We start from the raw sequence: 20,729 nt of genomic DNA on the forward strand, positions 1-20,729 counted from the left end.
TTTGCGCACCGAAGCCTTAGGCCGCGTGGCCCGGCGCGTCGTCGTCCTCCGCCTCCGGCTCCGATTGCTCGAAGCTGGCTTGCCAGGTCGTGATCCTTTGGCGGCGTGCTTCATCTCCCAGGCACTCGGCCAGACGGACCTTCTGTCGCAGCGCGACACGCAACGCAGCCCGGGCATGGCGCCCGGCAGGCGCCTGGCCGGCGTCGAGGTCCCTGCCCGTCTCCAGCGCGTCGTCGACATAGGCCTTGCCGGCGAGAGCCTCGGCGGTGCCGAAACGGCTCATCAATTCCTGAAACTCGCTATGCAGGGTCAGGTCGAACGGCCGGTCCTTGCCCAGCGGATCGATGACCGGATTGCCCGGATGCAGCGAGCCGACTGGCAACAGGCCAGTTGGGATCGGCGTGTTGGCCGAATGCGTGCGGCCTCCCTTCAGAAGCTTCGGCAGCAGATGGGTATGCGGTCCCTCGGGAGAAACCCCGCCCGTGTCGGGTCCACCGATCTTCTGGTAGACCTCGACACGGCCGATATTGGTCAAGGCGATCCGATGCGGATGGACCGCAAGGATCGCCGGCATCGCCTCATTGCCATGCTCGAACAGCGAACGGCCGAGATTGGCGCGCAAGACGGCCAGCAGCTTTGGCTCGCTGGTGCGGATGCAGAAGTCGCATTGCGGCAAGGACAGGCCCATGTCGAACAGGATGCCCGTGCGATCGATACCCCGGATCGCGTGATCGTCCGGCCCGATCTCACTCAGCACGCTCCTGCTGCCGCGCCGCGCCTTCGCTTCAGGAAGGCACAACGCCACCGCCTGGCTCCAGCGATGCCGCTTCGGACTGAGCGTCTCGTAGGCGACAGGCACCAGTTCGCTCAACGTGCCGCGATCGACATGAATGCCGCCCCGCCGGGTAGCCCGGGTCAGCAGGTGGGTGTCGTCTATCACCGCAACCTCGCCGTCATCCTGATGGAACTCGGCGATGGCGCCAAACGTGCCCATGCTCCATCCGCTGCGCCAGTCGGTCAGGTGGTGACGCAGTAGCTGCTCGAGGTAGCTCATGGTCGTGCTCCGGTATCGACGGCAACGAGATCGAGCGGCTGGACAATCAGCCCGCCCGCTGTCTCGCCGAAGAAGGCTTCGACGCCATAGACGTCGCGCAGGGTTTGGGCGGTCAGCACTTCATCAGGCGGGCCGTCGGCGACGATCCTGCCGGCGTCTATGAGCAGCAGTCGGGTGCACCAGCGGGCGGCGAGCCCGAGGTCGTGCAGCGAAGCCACGACGCTTCGTCCGCTGGTCGCGAGATCGGCAAACAGGCGCATCAGCGTGATCTGGTGCGATGGGTCGAGGCCTGATGTCGGTTCATCGGCGAGCAGCAGCGGCGTCTCCTGTGCCAGCGCCCGGGCGATCAGCACACGCGCCTTTTCGCCACCCGAAAGCTCGGTCGCAGCGCGGTCCCGAAAGCTGTCGACTTCCATCTTGCGCATTGCGGCGTCGATGGCGTTGCGGTCGGCAAGGGCGAGCGAGGCGAAACTTGGCCGATGGGGCGAGCGACCGAGGCCGACCAGCATCTCGACCGGCACGGCCCAGGCGATCTCGCGCTCCTGCGCAACGTAGGCCATATGCCGAGCGCGCTCCCTCGCGGAGACATGAGCGGCGGCGAGCGCACCCAACGCGATTGCGCCGTCTGCCGGTGTCAGTCCGAGCAATGCGCGCAGCAAGGTCGACTTGCCGGCTCCGTTCGGGCCGATAAGGCCGACAAACTCACCCGCCATGACGGAAAAGGACACGCCGTTGAGCACCGGCCGGCCGCCGAGCGACGCCCTGAGATCTTGAACATCGAGCAGCATCAGGCAAGCTTCCTTCTCGTGCGATAGACAAGCCACAGGAAGAACGGCGCGCCGACGATTGCGGTCAGAACGCCGAGCTTGAGGTCGCGGCCGGGCGCGACGAGCCGGACAAGGATGTCGGCGGCAAGCAGCATGCAGGCCCCGCCCAAGGCGCTCGCCGGCAACAGCCGCGACGGGCGCGCGCCGACAAGCGGCCTCAGCATATGCGGCACGACGAGCCCGACGAAACCTATGGCGCCCGACACCGCCGTTGCGGCACCGACGGAAGCCGCGGTGCCGAACACGGCCAGCAACTGCACGCGGCGCATGTCGATGCCCATGCTCGCCGCCGTCTCGTCGCCAAGTGTCAACGCATCGAGCGCCCGGCCGAGCGCCGCAAGCATCGCCCAGCCGACCAGCATGAACGGCAAGGCGAGCCAGACATGGGTCATCGACCTGTCGGTCAGCGAGCCGAGCATCCAGAACATGATCTCGAGCGCGGCGAACGGATTGGGCGACAGGTTGAGCGCCAGCGAAGTCATCGCGCCGGCAAAGCTCGACACGGCGACACCTGCCAGGATGATGGTCAAGGTGCTGCCGCGCAGGCCGGCAAGTGCCTGGACCACGACGACGGCGAGCACGGCGGCAGCCAATGCCGACAGCGGCAAGGCAAGCGGGAAGACAATCGTCAGGCCGGAATAGATGGCGATCACCGCGCCCAGCGAAGCTGAAGCGCTGACGCCGATCAGGCCCGGCTCGGCCAGCGGATTGCGCAGATAGCCTTGAAGTGCCGCACCGGAAAGCCCGAGTGTAGCACCGACCATCAGGCCGAGCAGCGCGCGCGGCAGGCGGATCTCACGCATGATCAGCTCGATGGCGCCGGCCTTGTCGGAAAACAATGCAGCGATGCTGTCGCCGAAGCCGAGGCCCGCCGGACCGACGGTGAGCGAAAGCAGGAACAGAATGGTGGCCAGGATGGCAAGAACGGCAAGCACGAGCCTGTAGCGGGAGATGTCGCTCACTTGGCGTCCCCCTCGGCGGCATCGCGCAGCAGGCGGGCGGCTTCAAGTGTAAACGGCGCGCCGCAAATAGTGTATCGCGACGGCACCGCCACTGCCCTGCCCTGCCCGGAGACCGCCCGATAGGCCGGGTGGACGAAGTTTTCCTGGGCGAGTGCCGGGGCGCCATAGTCTTCGCCGCCACCGATGACCAAATCTGGTTTGGCCATGACCAGCATCTCCAGCGGCAACCGCGCCGTGCCGCTGAGCCCGAGCTTGTCTGCAATATTGACCAGTCCGGAAAGCTTGACGATCTCGTCGACGAGCGTTCCGGTGCCCGAGGTGTAGCTGTTGGCGTAGTAGGTCGCGACGGTCTTGCCCGAGGCGCTTTCCTTGCCCAATTCGGCGACGCCACGATCAAGCGCGGCGACAAGTTTTGCCGCTTCTTCGCGCCGCTCCAGGACCTCTCCCATGCGCAGGATGTTGGCCCTGATGTCGGCGATGGAGCTGTCCGGCGCGAATTCCTCGACCCGGATGCCGAGGCGCCTCAGCAACTCAACCGTCGTCCGTGTCGTGTAGGCTCCGGCGAGTACCAGGTCAGGCTGCATCAGAAACACTTCCTCGGCAAGGCCGTGATTGACGGCAAAGCCGTTGGTCCGATCGGCCAGTACCGACGTGTTGGGATCGCTTGCCAGATAAGACACTGAATGCAGCTGCCCCTCGGCCGCCAGAAGCATCGCCAGCTGGTCGGTGCAGACATTCATCGACACGACGCGTTTCGGCGGCACGGCGGCTGCCGGCGCTGATGACAACGCGGCCAGCCCCGCGAGAGCGGACAGCCACGCTCGAAACCGAGCGCAGCTGAGACGATTGGTGGGCATATTACCTCGCATCAGAACACACGCGTGAAGCTCAGATTGAAGCTTCGGCCCGGCGCGCGATAGTTGGTGACGGTCGAATAGTGTTCGTCGAACAGGTTCTCGACCGAAAACTTCAGGCTCGCCCGCTCGTCGAACGTGTAGTTGGCGGCGAAATCCACCGTCACATAGTCCGGCAGCTTGACGGTGTTGGCGGCATTGGCGTAGCGCGCCCCGCCGTAGAGCAGCTTGGCGGTGAGGTCGAGGCTGTCGGTCGCGGCAAAGCTCACCTCGGCGGCCGCCTTGAAGCGATCGCGATAGGGAATGTAGCGGCCGTTGTCCTCATTCTTCGGCGAGCGGTAGTCGATCGAAACCTTGCCACTCCAGCGCTCGTCGAACGCATGCGACAGGCTGGCCTCGATACCGGCCACCTTGGCGCGCGCGACATTGAACGGCAGGTAGGTCGGCGGGTTGGAGGCGATCGCGTCGGTCAGCCAGGTCTGGTAGAAGGCGACGTCAAGCTCGGTCCCCTCGCTTGGACGCCAGTTGATGCCGATCTCATAGGACCGCGACTTCTCCGGCTTCAGGTTGGGATTGGAGTAATCGGGGTAATAGAGGTCGCTGAAGGTCGGCGCCCGGAAGCCGGTGCCGTACGAGGCGCGCGCCACAAGCTCGGGAACGAGCTCGTAGCTGGCACCGATGTTGTAGGTGGTGGCGCCTCCGAACTGTTCATTGTGATCGTAGCGCAGACCGCTGTCGATCGTCAGCGCGCCATAGTCGAGCGAGTACTGGCCGAACACCGCCGCGAGGTCGCGCGAGCCGACACCGAAATCGACAGTCGAAGCCACCTCCTCGCGATAGGCCTCGGCACCGCCGACCAGGACATGCCTGACTTCACCTGTTTCAAAGGACTTTTCCGTCGACGCGAAGATGCCGTAGCGCCTGGTGTCGAATTCGCTGCTGCCCACGACGCCGTCACGGACATTGGTCGAATAGTCGAGGTTGCCGGAAAGTTCGACGGTCGAGCTCCAGCTGTCGGAATGCTTCACCCGTGCGCCGATCCTGCCGGCGAAGGTGTCGGTGTCAACTTCATTGGCGGAAGGCGGGGAGGCATCGTACTGGCTGCGGCCCCGGGCAAACAGGCCATCGGCATATAGCCGGCCCCAGCCATACTCCTTGGCGGCTGCGACGTTGAGCGAGCCCTGCAGGAAGCCATCGTCGTCAGGCTCATGTCCCCAGGCCAGCGGCGTGGTGAAGTCGTAGCCGTGCGTGCCGAGGATGGAGCCACCGACGGAGTAATCGATGCCGTCCTCGGTGCGTCCGCGCAGATCGCCTGAGAGATAGCCACCCCAGGGATGCGTGACGCCCGAGGTGATGCTGCCGCAGGCGTTACGGCCGTCGGCACACTGGCCGCCCTGTTTGGTGATGATGTTGACGACACCGCCGATGGCATCGGCGCCATACTGCGCCGAATGCGGTCCCTTGGCGATCTCGATACGCTCGATCGACGACAGCGGAATGTTGAAGATCGAGCTCGTACCGCTGGTCGCCGACGAACTGCGGACGCCATTGACCAGCACCAGCGTCTGGCCGGCCGACATGCCGCGCAGATAGACATTGGACGAGGCCCCCTGGCCGCCATAGCCGATGATCGAAACGCCGGCATAGTGCTTCAGCAACGACGGCAGGTCTGCTGCCGCGGACTTTCGCAATTCTTCCTCGTCGATCACTGTGACCGACGACGTCGGGCGAACAAGCGCGGTTTCGCGGCGCAGCGGCGTAACGACCAGGCGCGGCAGCACGGTCACGCCGCCTGCAGCGGGCGCCTGCTGCGCGCTGGATGGTGCCGGGATGGCCAGCATGATCGCGCCGATGCCCAGGATAATTCTCTGCATTTCTGCCCTCAAATGGTTTGGGGGGGCGCGACAAGGATCGCACCCGGTTTCCAAACCGCAGGCAAGACAGGTCGGCAGGCAGACTTTGGGACAAGATTGACCCGACGGCCTTCCGCATGCGGCAACACTTTCGATGTCACCGCCACGAGCGACCGCGCCTGACCACACCCCGTGGACAAGCATGGGTGACTGGAACGGGCAGGTCTCCTGACTTCCGTGTCACAGCCTTTTTCCGCCTTCCCGAACGCGCGAATGCGTTCAGTGGCATGATGGAAGAGGCTCAACGGTTACAGTTGCGGGGGCAGTCGCGGATTTGGCCTTCGGCCTCACCGTGTTCCCTTTTCATCCGCCTCTCGGCGGAACCGATTCCGAGGCGGACGCTACTCAGGGATGCCGAGGCTTGTCAATCGCAATCATGCGACCGGCCATAAAATATATTGATTTTCAACTAGATAGGATCATTGGACACGGACAAACAGGGCAACTTGTGCAATCGCCCGGACGCGGCAAGCCCTGCATGGGACCGCCAATTGGACGGCACTGCCCCTCGTGGACAGAGGCCACCAGCACATTGCCAACGGGGTCGCGGAAACTGAACCGACGATGTGCGCGCTACGGCCATCGACATCATCTTCGGCCGCGTCGGTATCATCCGCGCATGTTCAGCCGAGCAAGGTCCTTGTCAGCGCATGATCCTTGTCGGCAAGCCCGTCGATGACGCTGAAGTGATGCCGGTCGGGCTCGACCACTGTAGCGGTAGTGGCGCCAAGCCCGGTCCAGATATTGGAAAGCAATGCGTTCTGGCGCAGGAACTCGGCGCGCTCGCCACCGCCGACCCAGCAGGTGATGCGGACGTTGTCCACCGGCCGCAGCAGCGCCGGGCTTTCAGCCAGCGCCTCAGTCTCGTCGATGTGGAGCGTCTTGTTCATGCCGGTGTTGATCAGCGGCCTGAGATCATGAACTCCCGAGAGCGAAACGACATGACGGATACGAGACTGCACATCGGGCGCAAGCGGCGAAGCAGCCGCGACCATGCGCGACACGAGGTGTCCGCCGGCGGAATGACCGGTCAGCATGATCGGGCCTTCGACCAACGCGGCTGCCTTGCCGATCGCCGCACCGACCTCGCGCACGATATCACCGATCCTGACTTCCGGGCACAAGCTGTAGGACGGCATCGCAACCGCGTAGCCGCTGTCGATGGAACCCTTGGCGAGATGCGACCAGTAGCTCTTGTCGAGCGCCATCCAGTAACCGCCATGGACGAAGACGACGAGCCCCTTCGGCGTGCCTTCAGGCAGGAACAGGTCAAGCAGGTTGCGCGGCCTGTCACCATAGGCGATGTCGAACTGCGCTCTCTCATCTGCCGACAGGGCGTCGCGAAACGTCTGTGCCGGTTCCACCCATGCAGCAGGCCAACGATCGCCACCGGCGATGTTGGCGCCATTGGTGTAGGCGTTGTCCCAATCGGCGATATGGCGTTCGAGCATACGGGCATCCCTCCAAGGCGGCAGCAATCCAGGCGCATAGCAATGGCCAGCGTGCCGGATTGCGTCAATGGGCCAGCGGCAGAAACTTTATGCTTGAAATAATTTTGGTCCGGTGCAATTCTCAGCCATCAGTCGAGAACGTGGGAGGTCTCGCTGTGCCAGACGCCGATCGCATGCCGATCGCGCAAAGCGCGGTTCCGTACCGAACGGCTACCCGTTGCGGCGCAGCACCTTCCCCCGAAGTAACGCATTCCAACGCACGCATGGCGCTTCCGTCATGCCGATGAGCAGGTAGGGGACAGCCGCAGAATGCTTGGACCGTCAGCGCATATCGACACCTTCACGCGCGATAACCTGCCGCCGCAGGACCAGTGGCCGACCTTTCTGCTCGACGGCTTCGACTATCCCGAGCACCTCAATGCGGCCGTCGAGCTGACCGATCGCCTGGTCGAAAAAGGCCTGGGCGACCACACCGCGCTGATCGGCAACGGCCGCCGCCGCACCTACAAGGAGCTGTCCGACTGGACCAACCGACTGGCGCATGCGCTGGTCGAAAACTACGGCGTCAAGCCCGGCAATCGGGTGCTGATCCGCTCGGCCAACAACCCGGCAATGGTCGCCTGCTGGCTGGCCGCGACCAAGGCAGGTGCTGTCGTCGTCAACACCATGCCTATGCTGCGCGCCGGTGAGCTCGCCAAGATCGTCGACAAGGCAGAGATCACGATTGCGCTGTGCGACACGCGCCTGATGGACGAGATGATCGCCTGCGCCAAGGACAGCGCCTTCCTGACCAAGGTGATCGGCTTCGACGGCACCGCCAACCACGACGCCGAACTCGACCGGGTCGCGCTCGACAAATCCGTCATCTTCGAAGCGGTCAAGACCGGCCGCGACGACGTCGCCCTGCTCGGCTTCACCTCGGGCACCACGGGCGTGCCGAAAGCGACGATGCATTTCCATCGCGACCTGCTGATCATCGCCGACGCCTATGCCAAGGAGGTGCTTTCGGTCACCTCCGACGACGTCTTCGTCGGCTCGCCGCCGCTGGCCTTCACCTTCGGTCTTGGCGGCCTGGCCATTTTCCCATTGCGCTTCGGCGCGGCCGCGACCCTGCTCGAGCAGGCAACGCCGCCGAACATGATCCACATCATCGAGACCTACAAGGCGACGATCTCGTTCACCGCGCCGACCGCCTATCGCGCCATGCTGAAGGCCATGGACGAAGGCGCCGACCTGTCGTCGCTGCGCGTCGCGGTCTCTGCCGGCGAGACCTTGCCCGGACCGGTGTTCGAGGAATGGCTGGCCAAGACGGGCAAGCCGATCCTCGACGGCATCGGCGCCACCGAGATGCTGCATATCTTCATCTCCAACCGCTTCGAGGACATGAAACCCGCCTCCACCGGCAAGCCGGTCGGCGGCTATGAAGCGCGGGTCGTCGACGGCGACATGAACGAGGTGCCACGCGGCACTGTCGGCAAGCTTGCCGTGCGTGGCCCGACAGGCTGCCGCTACATGTCCGATGACAGGCAGCTCGAATATGTCCGCGACGGCTGGAACGTGACCGGCGATGCCTTCATCCAGGACACCGACGGCTTCTTCCACTTCGCCGCGCGTTCCGACGACATGATCGTCAGCGCCGGCTACAACATCGCCGGTCCCGAGGTTGAAGCCGCCCTGTTCTCGCATCCCGAAGTCGCCGAATGCGCCGTCATCGGCGCGGCTGACAGCGAACGCGGCCAGATCGTCGAGGCCTATGTCGTGCTGGTTGCCGGCGTCGCCGCCGACGCCGCAACCGTCAAGCGCCTTCAGGATCACGTCAAGGCAACGATCGCGCCCTACAAATACCCGCGCTCGGTGAAGTTCATCGACGCCCTGCCCAAGACCCAGACCGGCAAGATCCAGCGCTTCCGGTTGCGTGCGGAGAAGATGAATTGAGCAAGCCTTACGATCCCTCCGTCGAGGGCGCGCAGATGTCGTTCAAGGACCGCATGTCCTACAGCGATTATCTGCATCTCGAAAAGATCCTCGACGCTCAGGCGCCGCTGTCGACCGCCCATGACGAGATGCTGTTCATCATCCAGCATCAGACGTCGGAGCTGTGGATGAAGCTCGCTTTGCACGAGATCGGCTCGGCGATCCGCTCGATTCGTGCCGACAAGCTTGAGCCCTCGTTCAAGATGCTGACCCGCGTGTCGCGCATCTTCGAGCAGCTCAACAGCGCCTGGGATGTGCTCAGGACGATGACGCCGAGCGAATACACCGAATTTCGCGACTCGCTCGGGCAGTCCTCGGGTTTCCAGTCCTGGCAGTATCGCGCCATCGAGTTCATGGCTGGCAACCGCAACACAGCCATGTTGCGCCCGCACGCCCACCAGCCCGAACTTAGCGAAAAGCTCGAGGCGGTTCTCGCCCAGCCTTCGCTCTATGACGAGGCGATCCTGCTGCTTGGTCGCAACGGCTTCGATATCGGCGCCGACGGCAAGCGCACCGACTGGCGCGAAACGCGCAGCGAAAGCGAAGAAGTGCTCGTCGCCTGGCAGGCGATCTATCGCGATCCGCAACGCTACTGGATGTTCTACGAGCTGGCCGAGAAGCTTGTCGATTTCGAGGATTACTTCCGGCGCTGGCGCTTCAACCATGTCACCACGGTCGAGCGTATCATCGGTATGAAACGCGGCACCGGCGGCACGTCTGGCGCCTCGTATCTGAAGAAGATGCTGGAGGTTGAACTGTTTCCCGAACTCTGGAAAGTTCGCACCCGGCTCTAGGACTTCAAATCAAATAATCGGGAACACTTGGGAGGAGTAACCTAATGAAGAAAATCATTGCGGCAGGAATTTTCGGCCTTTCGTTGGCGGCATCCGGCCTTGCCTATGCCGAACCGGTGAAGATCGGCGTCATCACCACGCTTTCGGGCGGCGGTGCGGGCCTCGGCGTCGACATGCGCGACGCGTTTGCGCTGGCCATGAAGCAGTCCGGCAACAAGGATGTCGAACTGGTCGTCGAGGACGATGCCCAGAAGCCCGAGATCGCCGTCCAGCTCGCCGAAAAAATGATCCAGAGCGACAAGGTCGACCTGTTGACCGGCATCATCTGGTCGAACCTCGCAATGGCCGTGGTGCCTAACGCTGTGGCGCAGGACGTCATCTACCTGTCGCCCAACGCCGGCCCGTCGGCGCTCGCCGGCGCCAAGTGCAACAAGAATTATTTCAACGTCGCCTACCAGAACGACAATTTCCACGAGGCGATGGGCCAGTACGCCAACAAGGACTACAAGAAGACCTTCATCCTCGCGCCCAACTATCCGGCCGGCAAGGATTCGCTGACCGGCTTCAAGCGCTATTACAAGGGCGAGTTGGCCGGCGAAGTCTACACCCAGGTCGGCCAGACCGACTACGCCGCCGAGATCGCCCAGATCCGCGATTCCGGCGCCGACTCGGTGTTCTTCTTCCTGCCCGGCGGCATGGGCATCTCGTTCATGAAGCAGTACGCCCAGTCGGGCGTGAACATTCCGGTCATGGGCCCGGGCTTCTCCTTCGACCAGGACATACTGCCGGCGGTCGGCGACGCAGCCCTCGGCGTCAAGAACTCGGCGAGCTGGTCCAAGGATCTCGACAACGAGGCCAACAAGCAGTTCGTCGAGGCCTTCCAGGCCGAATACAAGCGCTTGCCCTCGGTCTATGCCGCCCAGAGCTGGGATACGGCAAACCTGATCCTCTCGGCGCTCGGCAAGGCCAGCGTCAAGGACAAGGATGCCTTCCGCGCAGCACTCAAGGCCGCCGATTTCAAGTCGGTGCGCGGCGGGTTCACCTTCAACACCAACAACCACCCGGTGCAGAACATCTACGTGCGTGAAGTGATCAAGGAAGGCGACGTGCTGACCAACAAGATCGTCGCCACTGCCTTCGAGCACCACAAGGACGCCTACGCCGACCAGTGCAAGATGTAGGATGGGTTCAGGCCCGCTCGTTGCAGGCCAGCCTTGTAACGAAGCGTCCGACCCCCACTCCGCCTCGCGGCGCTCGGCACCTCTCCTCCTCATAAGGGGAGAGGAAAGGAGCCAAGCCGCAGCGGCTTTTCCTCTCCACTGTCGAACGGGGGAGAGGTGGTTTGCGAAGCAACCCGGAGTGGGGGTCGAATTCCCTCAGCAGCGCATTTGAAGAGTTGTAGGCGTCCCGCCACACTGAAACGACAATCCAGCCAGCGAAAGCGTCCCCTTGTCCATAGCACTGCTCCTCGAGCAACTTCTCAACGGGCTGCAGCTCGGGGTGATGCTGTTCCTCATGGCCGCCGGCCTGACGCTGATCTTCGGCGTCATGGGCCTGATCAACCTCGCCCATGGATCGCTCTACATGATCGGCGCCTTCGCATGTGCTGCGGTCGCGGCTGCCACCGGCTCGTTCTGGATCGGCCTGGCGGCGAGCCTCGTTGCTGCGGCAGCGGCCGGCGCAATCATCGAAGTGACGGTCATACGCCGCCTCTATGACCGCGACCATCTCGACCAGGTGCTGGCGACATTCGCGCTGATCCTGATCTTTTCCGAAGGCACGCGCTGGCTGTTCGGCTCGTTCCCGCTCTATCTCGACATTCCGCCGCTGCTGCAAGGCGCAGTCCCCCTGCCCGGCGGCGGCCAGTACCAGCTCTACCGTCTCGCCATCATCGGCGTCGGTGTCGTGGTAGCACTGGGCCTGTATGTGCTGATCTCGCGGACGCGGCTCGGCATGCGTATCCGCGCCGGCGAGTCCGACCGCGAGATGATCGCCGCACTCGGCGTCGATATCCGCACCCTTTACACCGTCGTCTTCGCACTTGGCGCTGCACTGGCCGGTCTTGCCGGCGCGCTCGTCGGCGCATTGCAGTCGGTGCAGGTCGGCATGGGCGAGCCGGCGCTGATCCTCGCCTTCGTGGTCATCGTCATCGGTGGCATCGGCTCGATCAAGGGCGCCTTGTTAGGCGCCATCCTGGTCGGCGTCGTCGATACCATGGGGCGTTTCCTGCTGCCCAAGGCTCTGGCGCTGATGATCCCCGCCGCCCAGGCCGGCCCGATAGGTGCAGCACTTGCCTCGATGCTGATCTACATCGTCATGGCGCTCATCCTTGCCTTCAGGCCGAGCGGCCTGTTTGCGACGCAGTCGTGAGGACGTCATGACCAACGCACCCATCATGACCCCCGAAACCATCGTCAACGTCAGCCTCGCATTGCTTTTGCTCGGCCTGCCGCTGGTGGCGCAGACGATGGGCGAGCCGTTCTACATCACGCTCGCAACGCGCATCGCCATCCTGGCGCTCGCCGCCGTCGGCCTCAACATCGCACTTGGCCTTGGCGGGCTGGTGTCGTTTGGCCACGCCGCCTTCTTCGGCCTCGGCGGCTATGCTGCCGGTATCCTCGCCACCCATGCCTTTGACGGCGTGCCGCTGTTCGCCGGTATCCCCGGCACCGCATCGATGCCCATCATCTGGCTCGTCGCGGTTCTCGTCTGCGGCATGATCGCCTTGCCGATCGGCGCCATCAGCCTGCGCACCGCGGGCGTCTACTTCATCATGATCACGCTCGCCTTCGCGCAGATGATCTACTACTTCGCCGTGTCCTGGCCGGCCTATGGTGGCGAGGACGGGCTTTCGATCTATGTGCGCAACGAATTCCCCGGTGTGAACACCGCCCAGCCGCTGTCCTATTTCCTGATCTGCTATGCAGTTCTGATGCTGGCGCTCGGTCTGTTCTGGCTGCTGCGCGGCTCGCGCTTCGGCGCGTCCTTGCAGGCGGCCCGGCAGAACGCAACGCGGCTGTCCGCTGTCGGCATCGCTCCATTCAACATCAGGCTGGTTGCCTTCGCGATCTCGGCAATGGTCACCGGCCTCGCCGGCGCGCTGTTTGCCGACCTCAACAAATTCGTCAGCCCCTCCATGCTGTCCTGGCATATGTCGGGCGAACTGATCGTGCTGATCATCCTGGGTGGCAAGGGCCGGTTGTTCGGACCCGTCGCCGGGGCCATGCTCTATGTCCTGTTCGAATTCGCCCTTGGCGGCATCACCGAACGCTGGCAGTTCTTCCTTGGGCTGATCCTGCTCGGGGTCGTTCTGTTTGCCCGCGGCGGGCTGCTCGGTCTGCTGGCCGGAAAGGCGCGTCATGGCTGAGCCGATCCTCGAAATCCGCGACCTCCGCAAGACCTTCGGCGCCCTGAAGGCGACAGATGGCGTCAGCCTTGAACTCAGGCCCGGCGAGATCCACGCGCTGATCGGGCCCAACGGCGCCGGCAAGAGCACGCTGATCCACCAGATCTCCGGCTCGTTGCGGCCGGACAGCGGCAGCATCCGCTTCCTCGGCCAGGACATGGCCGGGCTCGACATGGCCGCGCGCGCCCGTCTCGGCCTCGGCCGCAGCTTTCAGATCTCGTCGCTGGCGCAGGAGTTTTCCGCCCTGCGCAACGTCATGCTGGCGGTGCAGGCACGCCAGGGCACGAGCTTCCGATTCTTGCGCCCTGTCATGAGCGACAAGAGCCTGACCGAACCGGCAATGGCGATGCTGGAGCGCGTCGGTCTCGCCGGACGCGCCCACCTGCCCGCTGCCGAGCTGTCGCATGGCGAACGCCGTCAGCTCGAGATCGCAATTGCGCTGGCGCTCGGCTCAAAGGCCTTCCTGTTCGACGAACCGATGGCCGGCATGGGTCCGGAGGGCTCGAAAGCGCTGACCAGGTTCCTCGACGGTCTGCGCCATGAAGCGCCGATCCTGCTGGTCGAGCACGACATGGATGCCGTCTTCGCCCTCGCCGACCGAATCTCCGTGCTTGTCTACGGCCGCGTCATTGCCACCGGCACTGTCGACCAGATCCGCAACGACCCCGAAGTCCGCCGGGCCTATCTCGGAGAAGCCGCGTGAGCCTGCTCGAACTCAAAGGCGTCGAAACCTTCTACGGCGCATCGCAGGCGCTCTTCGGCGTCTCGCTCGACGTCAAGGAGGGCGAGGTCGTGGCGCTCATGGGCCGCAACGGCATGGGCAAGACGACGACGATCAACTCCATTCTCGGCCTGGCGAAGCCGCGCTCCGGTTCAATCAGCTTCGCCGGCCGCCAGGTCGCCGGCATGCGTCCACATCGCATCGCCCGCTTCGGCCTGGGTCTGGTTCCGGAGGGACGGCGCTGCTTTCCCAACCTGACCGTTCTGGAAAACCTGCTTGCCGCAGCGCGCGGCAGCGAGTGGACACTGGAAAAAGTCGTCGAGCTGTTTCCACGCCTCGGCGAACGCCGCGACCAGTATGCCAACACGCTCTCGGGCGGCGAACAGCAGATGCTGGCGATTGGCCGCGCGCTGATGACCAATCCCAGCCTGCTCATTCTGGACGAGGCGACCGAGGGTCTTGCACCCGTCATCCGTCAGGACATCTGGGCGGCGATCCGCAAGCTCAAGGCTGCGGGTCAGTCGATCCTGGTTGTCGACAAGACGCTGTCGGAGCTGCTGCCGGTGGCCGACCGCTGCTTCGTGCTGGAGAAGGGCGTGACCGTATTCGAAGGCACGCCGGACCGGCTGACGCCTGACATCCAGGACCGCTATCTCGGTGTATGAAAAAGGGCGGCATCTGCCGCCCTTTTCGTTTCCATTCGACCTGAGATCAGGTCACTGCCGACTTGACGGCAAAACGGGCTTCCTTCCAGGCGCCGGTCCGCATGATGTCTTCGAGGATCTCGACCGCCTGCCAGACGTCCTTGAAGCCGACATAGAGCGGCGTAAAGCCGAAGCGCACCGTAGCCGGTGCGCGGAAGTCGCCGATGACGCCGCGCGCGATCAGCGCCTGCATGATGGCATAGGCGTTGTCGTGCTCGAACGAGACTTGGCTGCCGCGCTTCGTGCCGTCGCGCGGGCTTTCCAGCTTGAGGCCGTAGGCGCCGCACCTGGCCTCTACCAGTTGGATGAACAGGTCGGTCAGGGCAATGCTTTTCTTGCGCAGCGCTGCCATGTCGACGTTGTCCCAGTCATCGAGCGCGCCCTTGAGCGCCCGCATGGTCAGGATCGGCTGGGTACCGCACAGGAACCGGCGAATGCCGGCGTCCGCCGCATAACCCTGCTCGAAGGCGAAGGGTCTGGCATGTCCCCACCAGCCGCTCAGCGGTTGCTGAACGTCGGCGAGGTGACGCGTGGCGGCGTAAATGAAGGCCGGGGCGCCGGGACCGCCATTGATATACTTGTAGGTGCAGCCAACGGCGAAATCGACATTGGCACCGTCGAGATCAACCGGCAGGGCACCTGCCGAGTGGCAGAGATCCCAGACGATCAGGGCACCTGCCGCCTGGGCCTTTCTGGTCAGCGCCGCCATGTCGCGCAGCTCGCCCGACTTGTAGTTGACGTGGTTGACGAGAACCACCGCAACCTTGTCGTCGATCAGCTCTTCGATGCTTGGCGCATCGACGCCCTCGAGCCGGAGCACGGCACCGGCCCGCGTCGAGGCAACGCCTTCCGCCATGTAGAGATCGGTCGGGAAGCTGTTGCCTTCGGCGACGATGACCGAACGGTCGGGTCGCATCGCAAGGGCTGCATGCAGCACCTTGTAGATGTTGGTCGACGTGGTGTCGCAGACAACCGTCTGGCCAGCTGCAGCACCGATCAGGCGGCCGATGCGGTCGCCCAGCTCGGTCGGCATGTCGAACCAGCCGGCGGTGTTCCAGGCGCGGATCAGATCCTGCCCCCACTCCTTGGAGGCAGCTGCCTGGAGCTCGCTGAAGGCAGCATGCGACGCGGCGCCCAGAGAGTTGCCGTCAAGATAGATCACTCCTTCCGGCAGGATGAAGCGATCACGCATCGAACGCAGCGGGTCGACAGCGTCCATCGCCTCGACAGCGGCGAGATCGGGAAATGCAGTCATGATGCGGGCTATCCTTGATTATTCGCGAACGGTTTCGCGTGCTTGTGCCGGGCCCCGGCTGCGACGCAGGCTTGGAAGTGCAAGCATGGCGAGCACGAACAGGCCGGTGGCGAGCTTCAGATCGGGGGGCGGCATGCCGGCGGCGAGACAGAACGAGACCAGTTGGTAGTAGACGACAGCGCCGACGAACGGAGCAGCGAGCTGGCGCAGCACAGTCTGCTTGCCGACGATGGCTTCGCCGATCATCAGCGCGGCAAGGCCGTTGATCAGGATGCCGAGGCCCATATTGACGTCGGCAAAGCCCTGGCTCTGCACCATCAGCGCGCCGCTGGTCGCCGAGAACGCACTGGCGAGGCCGACGCCGCCGATGGTGGCGACCCAGACATTGATGCCTTGCGCTTCGGCCATGTCGGGATTGGCGCCGACGGCGCGGATCGCGGTGCCCTTCTCGGTCTTGAAGAACATGTTGAGCAGGATGAAGACGATCGCGCCAATGAGGCCGGCAACGATGATCTTGGCGGCCGGAAAGCCGGGCTGGACGAACGGCGCCCAGTCGAAAACCGTCGGCGCGCCGAACACGGACAGGTTCGACTTGCCCATGATGCGCAGGTTGATGCTGTACAGCATCGTCATCATCAGGATGCCGGCGAGCAGTGTGTGGATGCGGAAGCGCAGGTGGATGAAGGCGGTGCAGCAGCCGGCGAGGAAACCGGCGATCAGCGCCACGGCAAGCGCCGTCAGCGGAGAAGCACCAGCCGCCAGAAGCACGCCGCAGACGCAGCCGCCGAGCGGGAATGCGCCTTCGCTGGTGAGGTCGGGGAAATTGAGGGTACGGAACGGAATCATGATGCCAAGCACGACAAATGCCAGGATCAGGCTCTGCGCCAGGGTGACGGGAATGAGCGAGACGAAGCTCGTGAAAACGGTCTGGATAAAGTCCATGATGATCAGCTCGCCAGCAACATGCGGTCGGTTTTCACGGAGAAATGGCCGATCAGGTCGACAACCGTGACCTTGGCCTTTTCCTCGCCGGAGATTTCGAGCCGAAGTTTGCCGGCATCCAGCATGATGACGCTGTGACCGAAATCGACGGCATGCTGCATGTTGTGCGTCACCATCAGCGTGGTGAGCTTCAGGGCATCGACGGCGCGCACGGTCGCCTGCATGACGATGTCGGCGGTGCGCGGATCGAGCGCCGCGGTATGCTCGTCGAGCAGCAGCAGATCCGGAGAGCCGCCCACCGCCATGATCAGCGACAGCGACTGGCGCTGCCCCCCCGAAAGCAGTTCGACGCGGGTGTCCAGGCGATTTTCGAGACCGAGGCCGAGAAGTGCCAGACGCTCCTTGTAGGCCGCGAGGCGTGAAGCATTGAGCCCCTGGCGCAAGGTACGTTTCTTGCTGCGCAGATCTGCGAGCAGCATGTTTTCGGCGACCGTCATCGAGGCGGCGGTGCCTTTCATCGGATCCTGGAAAACGCGAGCCAGGCGAATGGCGCGCTTGTGAACGGGCATGCCGGTGACGTCGTCTCCATTGATCAGGATCTGGCCGGAATCGAGCACCAGCGCCCCCGAAATGGCATTGAGCATGCTGCTCTTGCCGGCACCGTTGGAGCCGATGACGACGCCGAATTCACCGGTGGCGAGCTTGAGGCTGAGGCCGTCCAGCGCGACTTTTTCGTCGGCCTGGCCCTTGTAGAAAACTTTACGTGCAGATCGGATTTCGAGCATCCGTCCCTCCCGGAAAAGGTAACGGCGCCTTGGAGCGCCAGGGCGCTCCAAGTTTCTGAACCTGCGCATCGTGCCTCTTGGGCCGATGCGCCAGACGCCGCTACCAGTATTGACGAAGTCGAGTGTTAGTCGACGATGCAGCCGCAATCAGCGAGCGACGCGGGGATCTCGATGCCGAAGGCGGCCATGGCCTTCTTCGAGATCGTCGCGGCATGGTCCTCATAGGCCGGGCGCGACGGCGCGATGGTCTTGGGGTCCTTGCCCTTCAGGATTTCGGCGGCGATCTTGCCGGCGTTGATGCCAACCTGCTCGTAGTTCACCGCGAAGCTGGCAGGCACGACACCGTCGCGGACTGCATTGTCGTCGGCATTGACGACCGGAATGCCAGCCTGGCGGGCCGCGGCGGCAACGGCCGGGATAGCCGGCTGGATCAGGTTCGAGGTCGGGCCGTAGATCACGTCGACCTTGCCGGCGAGCGAAGCGATGCGCTGCTGGATGTCGTTGACGTTGTCGATACCCACTTCGACCACTTCGAAGCCAGCGGCAGGCGCTGCTTCCTTGATCTTCTCGACCAGAGCGACGTCGTTGGCTTCACCCGGATTGTAGGGCACGCCGAAACGCTTGGCGTTCGGCAGCAGCTTCTTGGTGAATTCCATCACCGCCTTGACGTCCTGCAGGTCGGTAGCACCCGTCATGCCTTCGTCGCCGGCTTCCCACGACGGGACCAGCTTGGCGGCGACCGGGTCGGTCACAGCCGAAAAGACGATGTTGATGCCCGAGCCGGCGAGCGCCTTCTTGGCGATCTGCGACACCGGGGTGGTGACGGTGTACATCAGCTTGGGCTGTTCGGCCTGCAGCTTGGCGATCATCTGGGGAACCAGCGACGCGTCGAAATTGGTGTGGCTTTCGGTGAAGACGACGTCCTTGCCGTCGACATAGCCATTGTCAGCCAGCGCCTTCTTGAAGCCGGCGACGGCGGCGTTGAGCTGCGGGTGTTCGCCAAAATTGGCGACACCGATCTTGATCGGGTCGGCAACGGCTGCACCAAGGCTGACGGCAAGCGCGCCGGCCAGAACCAGGCCCGACATCAGACCGGATTTCAAGTTTCTCATCGATTCCTCCCAGATTGACTGCGCCACACCCCTAGCGGCGGCATGGAGGCAATCATGAGCAGTCCGGAGGGCTCTGTCAAACATTATATATAATTCTTGCCATGAGCCTCCATGATATATAATTTTTTGCAGAGACAGGGACGGATCACGATGCAGGATGACGAGCATTCGACCAAGACGGAAGCAGCCTACCGGCTGCTGCGCCGAGACATCCTGACCACCCGGCTGATGCCGGGAGCTCCACTCAAGCTGAGCGCACTGCGCACGGCCTATGGCGTTGGTTGGACGCCGCTGCGCGAGGCATTGTCGCGACTTGAGGCTGAACGGCTGGTGACGGCGATTTCCAATCGCGGTTTCACCGTGGCTTCGGTTTCACGCCAGGAGCTGGAAGATCTGGCGCGAGCCAGGATGGTGGTCGAACTGCCGCTTCTGCTGGAATCGATCGAGAAGGGTGGCAGCGACTGGGAAGAGGCTGTGGTTACCGCGCATTACCGCCTGTCGCGCTGCAAGACCGCAGTCGAGGATCCTTCCGATGCCTCCGTCGATGACTGGGACGAGAAGCACGAGGCGTTCCACTCGGCGCTGCTAAGTGCCGCCACCTCGAACTGGCTGCTGCGCTTCCGCTCGACAATCTCCGACCAGCTCCGGCGCCATCACAGGTTCCTAGGACTAGCACCAACCTTGCGCGCGGCCGCGGGCCAGAAGCAGGGCTACGAAGAGGCAATGGCAGCCCTTAACGAGGCACAGTCGATCGGACCGCACACCGCCCTGATGGAAGCCGCACTCGACCGCGATCTCGAAAAGGCCAAGGCGTTGATGATCGATCACATCGGCTACACGCTGCATGTCTATGTCCACACCGAGGACTACAGCGGCAGCAGACACGCCGCCCGCGCCGGCAGCCTCAGAACACCCTCGGCCGCCGAATGACCGCCCCCTATCGCCCGTCTCTGGACGAGATCAGCGCCGCCCGCGCCCGAATCGCCTCTCATGTTCCGCGAACGCCGCTGGTCCGCCTCGATCTCGGCCTGCCCGACCGGCAGATCTTCCTCAAGCTCGAGACGCTGTCACCGATCGGCGCGTTCAAGCTGCGGCCGGCGCTGAACGCCCTTCTGTCACGCGACCGCGAGACGCTCGCCCGGGGTGTCGCCACCACGAGCTCCGGCAACATGGCTTATGGCATGGCCTGGGCTGCCAACAGGCTCGGCGTGCCGATGGCAGCCTACATGTATGCGGGCGCGCCGCAGACAAAGATCGATGGCGTTCGTCGCCTCGGCGGCGAAGTCCGTTTCATCTCCATGGAGACATGGTGGCAATACATCATCGGCGCTGACCGGCCCGAATTTCCGGAGCTTCTGATCAACCCGGTTACGGACCAGGCAGTACTTTCGGGCAACGGCTCCATCGGCATGGAAATTGTCGAGGACCTGCCCGAGGTCGACGTCGTGCTGACGCCTTATGGCGGCGGCTCGATGACCACGGGCGTGGCGAGCGCCGTCAAGGCCTTGCGACCCGAGGCAAAAGTCTTCGCCGTCGAGGACGAGAACGCCGCCCCTGTGACGGCGGCTCTTGCGGCTGGCCGCATCGTCGACATCGAGACGCGCCCCTCCTTCATCAAGAGCATCGGCGGCCCGTCGCTGGTGCCACAGCTGTGGCCCATCGCGCGCGAGCTGATCGACGGCGCGGTGTCAGTCAGCCTGATGCAGGTCACCGAGGCTATGCGGCTGCTGTTCGCCAAGTCCAAGGTCGTCGCCGAGGGCGCGGGGGCAGCTTCGCTGGCTGCGGCGCTGACGAGCCAACATGCCAGGGGCAACATCGTATGCGTAATCTCTGGCGGCAACATCGATGCCGCCGCTTACTCGGCGGTTCTTGCCGGCAACATTCCTGCCCCTTGAACCTTTCAAGCTTGTACTATCGCGCGAAACGGCACTACAACTGCCCGAGAGGATAGCCGGCGCACCGGCCGCGGCGAGGA

At 63.8% G+C, this 20,729-nt stretch carries 19 protein-coding genes and 1 riboswitch; of the genes, 9 read left to right on the plus strand and 10 right to left on the minus strand.

Going from position 1 to position 20,729, the window contains the following annotated elements; translation table 11 throughout:
- Positions 1–16: 16 nt before the first annotated feature.
- The 6 genes from HNQ95_RS13100 to HNQ95_RS13125 all read right to left on the minus strand — a co-directional run bounded on the left by HNQ95_RS13100 (position 17) and on the right by HNQ95_RS13125 (position 7,061).
- Positions 17–1,054 carry a DUF6925 family protein gene (locus HNQ95_RS13100; protein ID WP_182574344.1) on the minus strand — a complete coding sequence of 346 codons (1,038 nt, stop codon included), beginning with the start codon at positions 1,052–1,054 and terminating at the stop codon, positions 17–19.
- Positions 1,051–1,845, minus strand: a complete 795-nt coding sequence (locus tag HNQ95_RS13105) for an ABC transporter ATP-binding protein (protein ID WP_182574373.1) — start codon at positions 1,843–1,845, stop codon at positions 1,051–1,053. The genes HNQ95_RS13100 and HNQ95_RS13105 overlap by 4 nt, the downstream gene beginning before the upstream one ends.
- On the minus strand, positions 1,842–2,843 hold the full coding sequence (locus HNQ95_RS13110; RefSeq protein ID WP_182574343.1) for a FecCD family ABC transporter permease: 1,002 nt from the start codon (positions 2,841–2,843) through the stop codon (positions 1,842–1,844). The genes HNQ95_RS13105 and HNQ95_RS13110 overlap by 4 nt, the downstream gene beginning before the upstream one ends.
- The gene (locus tag HNQ95_RS13115) at positions 2,840–3,700 is read right to left on the minus strand and encodes an ABC transporter substrate-binding protein (protein ID WP_182574342.1); all 861 of its coding nucleotides are present in this window, start codon (positions 3,698–3,700) and stop codon (positions 2,840–2,842) included. Before HNQ95_RS13115 ends, HNQ95_RS13110 begins: the two co-directional genes overlap by 4 nt.
- A gap of 11 nt (positions 3,701–3,711) precedes the next feature.
- Positions 3,712–5,571: a TonB-dependent receptor domain-containing protein gene (locus HNQ95_RS13120; protein WP_182574341.1), complete on the minus strand. Its 1,860-nt coding sequence runs from the start codon at positions 5,569–5,571 to the stop codon at positions 3,712–3,714.
- A 180-nt stretch (positions 5,572–5,751) separates the two neighbouring features.
- A riboswitch (cobalamin riboswitch) is annotated at positions 5,752–5,953 on the minus strand.
- A gap of 280 nt (positions 5,954–6,233) precedes the next feature.
- Positions 6,234–7,061: a hormone-sensitive lipase gene (locus tag HNQ95_RS13125; RefSeq protein ID WP_182574340.1), complete on the minus strand. Its 828-nt coding sequence runs from the start codon at positions 7,059–7,061 to the stop codon at positions 6,234–6,236.
- A gap of 309 nt (positions 7,062–7,370) precedes the next feature.
- On the opposite strand from HNQ95_RS13125, the gene HNQ95_RS13130 reads away from it, so the two are divergent.
- The 7 genes from HNQ95_RS13130 (at position 7,371) to HNQ95_RS13160 (ending at position 14,621) form a co-directional block, all read left to right on the plus strand.
- Positions 7,371–8,996, plus strand: coding sequence for an AMP-binding protein (locus HNQ95_RS13130; protein WP_182574339.1), 1,626 nt, complete (start codon positions 7,371–7,373; stop codon positions 8,994–8,996).
- Entirely contained in the window at positions 8,993–9,829 is an 837-nt protein-coding gene (gene kynA / locus HNQ95_RS13135; RefSeq protein WP_083948826.1) for a tryptophan 2,3-dioxygenase, read from the plus strand. Before HNQ95_RS13130 ends, kynA begins: the two co-directional genes overlap by 4 nt.
- Before the next feature lie 44 nt (positions 9,830–9,873).
- Complete coding sequence (locus HNQ95_RS13140; RefSeq protein WP_154384311.1) at positions 9,874–11,010, plus strand: ABC transporter substrate-binding protein; 1,137 nt, start codon at positions 9,874–9,876, stop codon at positions 11,008–11,010.
- A gap of 268 nt (positions 11,011–11,278) precedes the next feature.
- Positions 11,279–12,199 carry a branched-chain amino acid ABC transporter permease gene (locus tag HNQ95_RS13145; protein WP_182574338.1) on the plus strand — a complete coding sequence of 307 codons (921 nt, stop codon included), beginning with the start codon at positions 11,279–11,281 and terminating at the stop codon, positions 12,197–12,199.
- Between the two features lie 25 nt (positions 12,200–12,224).
- Positions 12,225–13,196 carry a branched-chain amino acid ABC transporter permease gene (locus HNQ95_RS13150; RefSeq protein WP_182574372.1) on the plus strand — a complete coding sequence of 324 codons (972 nt, stop codon included), beginning with the start codon at positions 12,225–12,227 and terminating at the stop codon, positions 13,194–13,196.
- Complete coding sequence (locus HNQ95_RS13155) at positions 13,189–13,938, plus strand: ABC transporter ATP-binding protein (RefSeq protein ID WP_067967763.1); 750 nt, start codon at positions 13,189–13,191, stop codon at positions 13,936–13,938. The genes HNQ95_RS13150 and HNQ95_RS13155 overlap by 8 nt, the downstream gene beginning before the upstream one ends.
- Positions 13,935–14,621, plus strand: a complete 687-nt coding sequence (locus tag HNQ95_RS13160) for an ABC transporter ATP-binding protein (RefSeq protein WP_182574337.1) — start codon at positions 13,935–13,937, stop codon at positions 14,619–14,621. The genes HNQ95_RS13155 and HNQ95_RS13160 overlap by 4 nt, the downstream gene beginning before the upstream one ends.
- 46 nt (positions 14,622–14,667) lie before the next feature.
- Here HNQ95_RS13160 and kynU read toward each other — a convergent pair whose 3' ends face one another.
- The 4 genes from kynU to HNQ95_RS13180 all read right to left on the minus strand — a co-directional run bounded on the left by kynU (position 14,668) and on the right by HNQ95_RS13180 (position 18,754).
- Positions 14,668–15,915: a kynureninase gene (gene kynU / locus HNQ95_RS13165; protein WP_182574336.1), complete on the minus strand. Its 1,248-nt coding sequence runs from the start codon at positions 15,913–15,915 to the stop codon at positions 14,668–14,670.
- Positions 15,916–15,933: 18 nt separating this feature from the next.
- Positions 15,934–16,857 (minus strand): ABC transporter permease, encoded by a 924-nt coding sequence (locus HNQ95_RS13170; RefSeq protein WP_182574335.1) that lies wholly within the window; start codon positions 16,855–16,857, stop codon positions 15,934–15,936.
- Positions 16,858–16,862: 5 nt separating this feature from the next.
- Positions 16,863–17,642, minus strand: a complete 780-nt coding sequence (locus HNQ95_RS13175) for an ABC transporter ATP-binding protein (RefSeq protein ID WP_182574334.1) — start codon at positions 17,640–17,642, stop codon at positions 16,863–16,865.
- Between the two features lie 125 nt (positions 17,643–17,767).
- Positions 17,768–18,754 (minus strand): ABC transporter substrate-binding protein, encoded by a 987-nt coding sequence (locus HNQ95_RS13180; RefSeq protein ID WP_067967750.1) that lies wholly within the window; start codon positions 18,752–18,754, stop codon positions 17,768–17,770.
- A 150-nt stretch (positions 18,755–18,904) separates the two neighbouring features.
- Here HNQ95_RS13180 and HNQ95_RS13185 point away from each other — a divergent pair, with 150 nt between their 5' ends.
- Both HNQ95_RS13185 and HNQ95_RS13190 read left to right on the plus strand, forming a co-directional pair.
- Entirely contained in the window at positions 18,905–19,684 is a 780-nt protein-coding gene (locus HNQ95_RS13185) for a GntR family transcriptional regulator (RefSeq protein ID WP_182574333.1), read from the plus strand.
- Positions 19,681–20,649, plus strand: coding sequence for a threonine ammonia-lyase (locus tag HNQ95_RS13190; protein ID WP_182574332.1), 969 nt, complete (start codon positions 19,681–19,683; stop codon positions 20,647–20,649). Before HNQ95_RS13185 ends, HNQ95_RS13190 begins: the two co-directional genes overlap by 4 nt.
- Positions 20,650–20,729: the final 80 nt, after the last annotated feature.

Origin of the sequence: Aminobacter ciceronei (genome assembly GCF_014138625.1) — a bacterium.
In the GTDB taxonomy this organism is placed as follows: Bacteria; Pseudomonadota; Alphaproteobacteria; order Rhizobiales; family Rhizobiaceae; genus Aminobacter; species Aminobacter ciceronei.

What these genes read in the sequence shown, in the direction of transcription:
- HNQ95_RS13100 (WP_182574344.1), bottom strand. Translation starts at nt 1,054, where the DNA reads ATGAGCTACCTCGAGCAGCTACTGCGTCACCACCTGACCGACTGGCGC.
- HNQ95_RS13115 (WP_182574342.1), bottom strand. Translation starts at nt 3,700, where the DNA reads ATGCCCACCAATCGTCTCAGCTGCGCTCGGTTTCGAGCGTGGCTGTCC.
- HNQ95_RS13120 (WP_182574341.1), bottom strand. Translation starts at nt 5,571, where the DNA reads ATGCAGAGAATTATCCTGGGCATCGGCGCGATCATGCTGGCCATCCCG.
- HNQ95_RS13125 (WP_182574340.1), bottom strand. Translation starts at nt 7,061, where the DNA reads ATGCTCGAACGCCATATCGCCGATTGGGACAACGCCTACACCAATGGC.
- HNQ95_RS13130 (WP_182574339.1), top strand. Translation starts at nt 7,371, where the DNA reads ATGCTTGGACCGTCAGCGCATATCGACACCTTCACGCGCGATAACCTG.
- HNQ95_RS13140 (WP_154384311.1), top strand. Translation starts at nt 9,874, where the DNA reads ATGAAGAAAATCATTGCGGCAGGAATTTTCGGCCTTTCGTTGGCGGCA.
- HNQ95_RS13150 (WP_182574372.1), top strand. Translation starts at nt 12,225, where the DNA reads ATGACCCCCGAAACCATCGTCAACGTCAGCCTCGCATTGCTTTTGCTC.
- HNQ95_RS13155 (WP_067967763.1), top strand. Translation starts at nt 13,189, where the DNA reads ATGGCTGAGCCGATCCTCGAAATCCGCGACCTCCGCAAGACCTTCGGC.
- kynU (WP_182574336.1), bottom strand. Translation starts at nt 15,915, where the DNA reads ATGACTGCATTTCCCGATCTCGCCGCTGTCGAGGCGATGGACGCTGTC.
- HNQ95_RS13170 (WP_182574335.1), bottom strand. Translation starts at nt 16,857, where the DNA reads ATGGACTTTATCCAGACCGTTTTCACGAGCTTCGTCTCGCTCATTCCC.
- HNQ95_RS13175 (WP_182574334.1), bottom strand. Translation starts at nt 17,642, where the DNA reads ATGCTCGAAATCCGATCTGCACGTAAAGTTTTCTACAAGGGCCAGGCC.
- HNQ95_RS13180 (WP_067967750.1), bottom strand. Translation starts at nt 18,754, where the DNA reads ATGAGAAACTTGAAATCCGGTCTGATGTCGGGCCTGGTTCTGGCCGGC.
- HNQ95_RS13185 (WP_182574333.1), top strand. Translation starts at nt 18,905, where the DNA reads ATGCAGGATGACGAGCATTCGACCAAGACGGAAGCAGCCTACCGGCTG.
- HNQ95_RS13190 (WP_182574332.1), top strand. Translation starts at nt 19,681, where the DNA reads ATGACCGCCCCCTATCGCCCGTCTCTGGACGAGATCAGCGCCGCCCGC.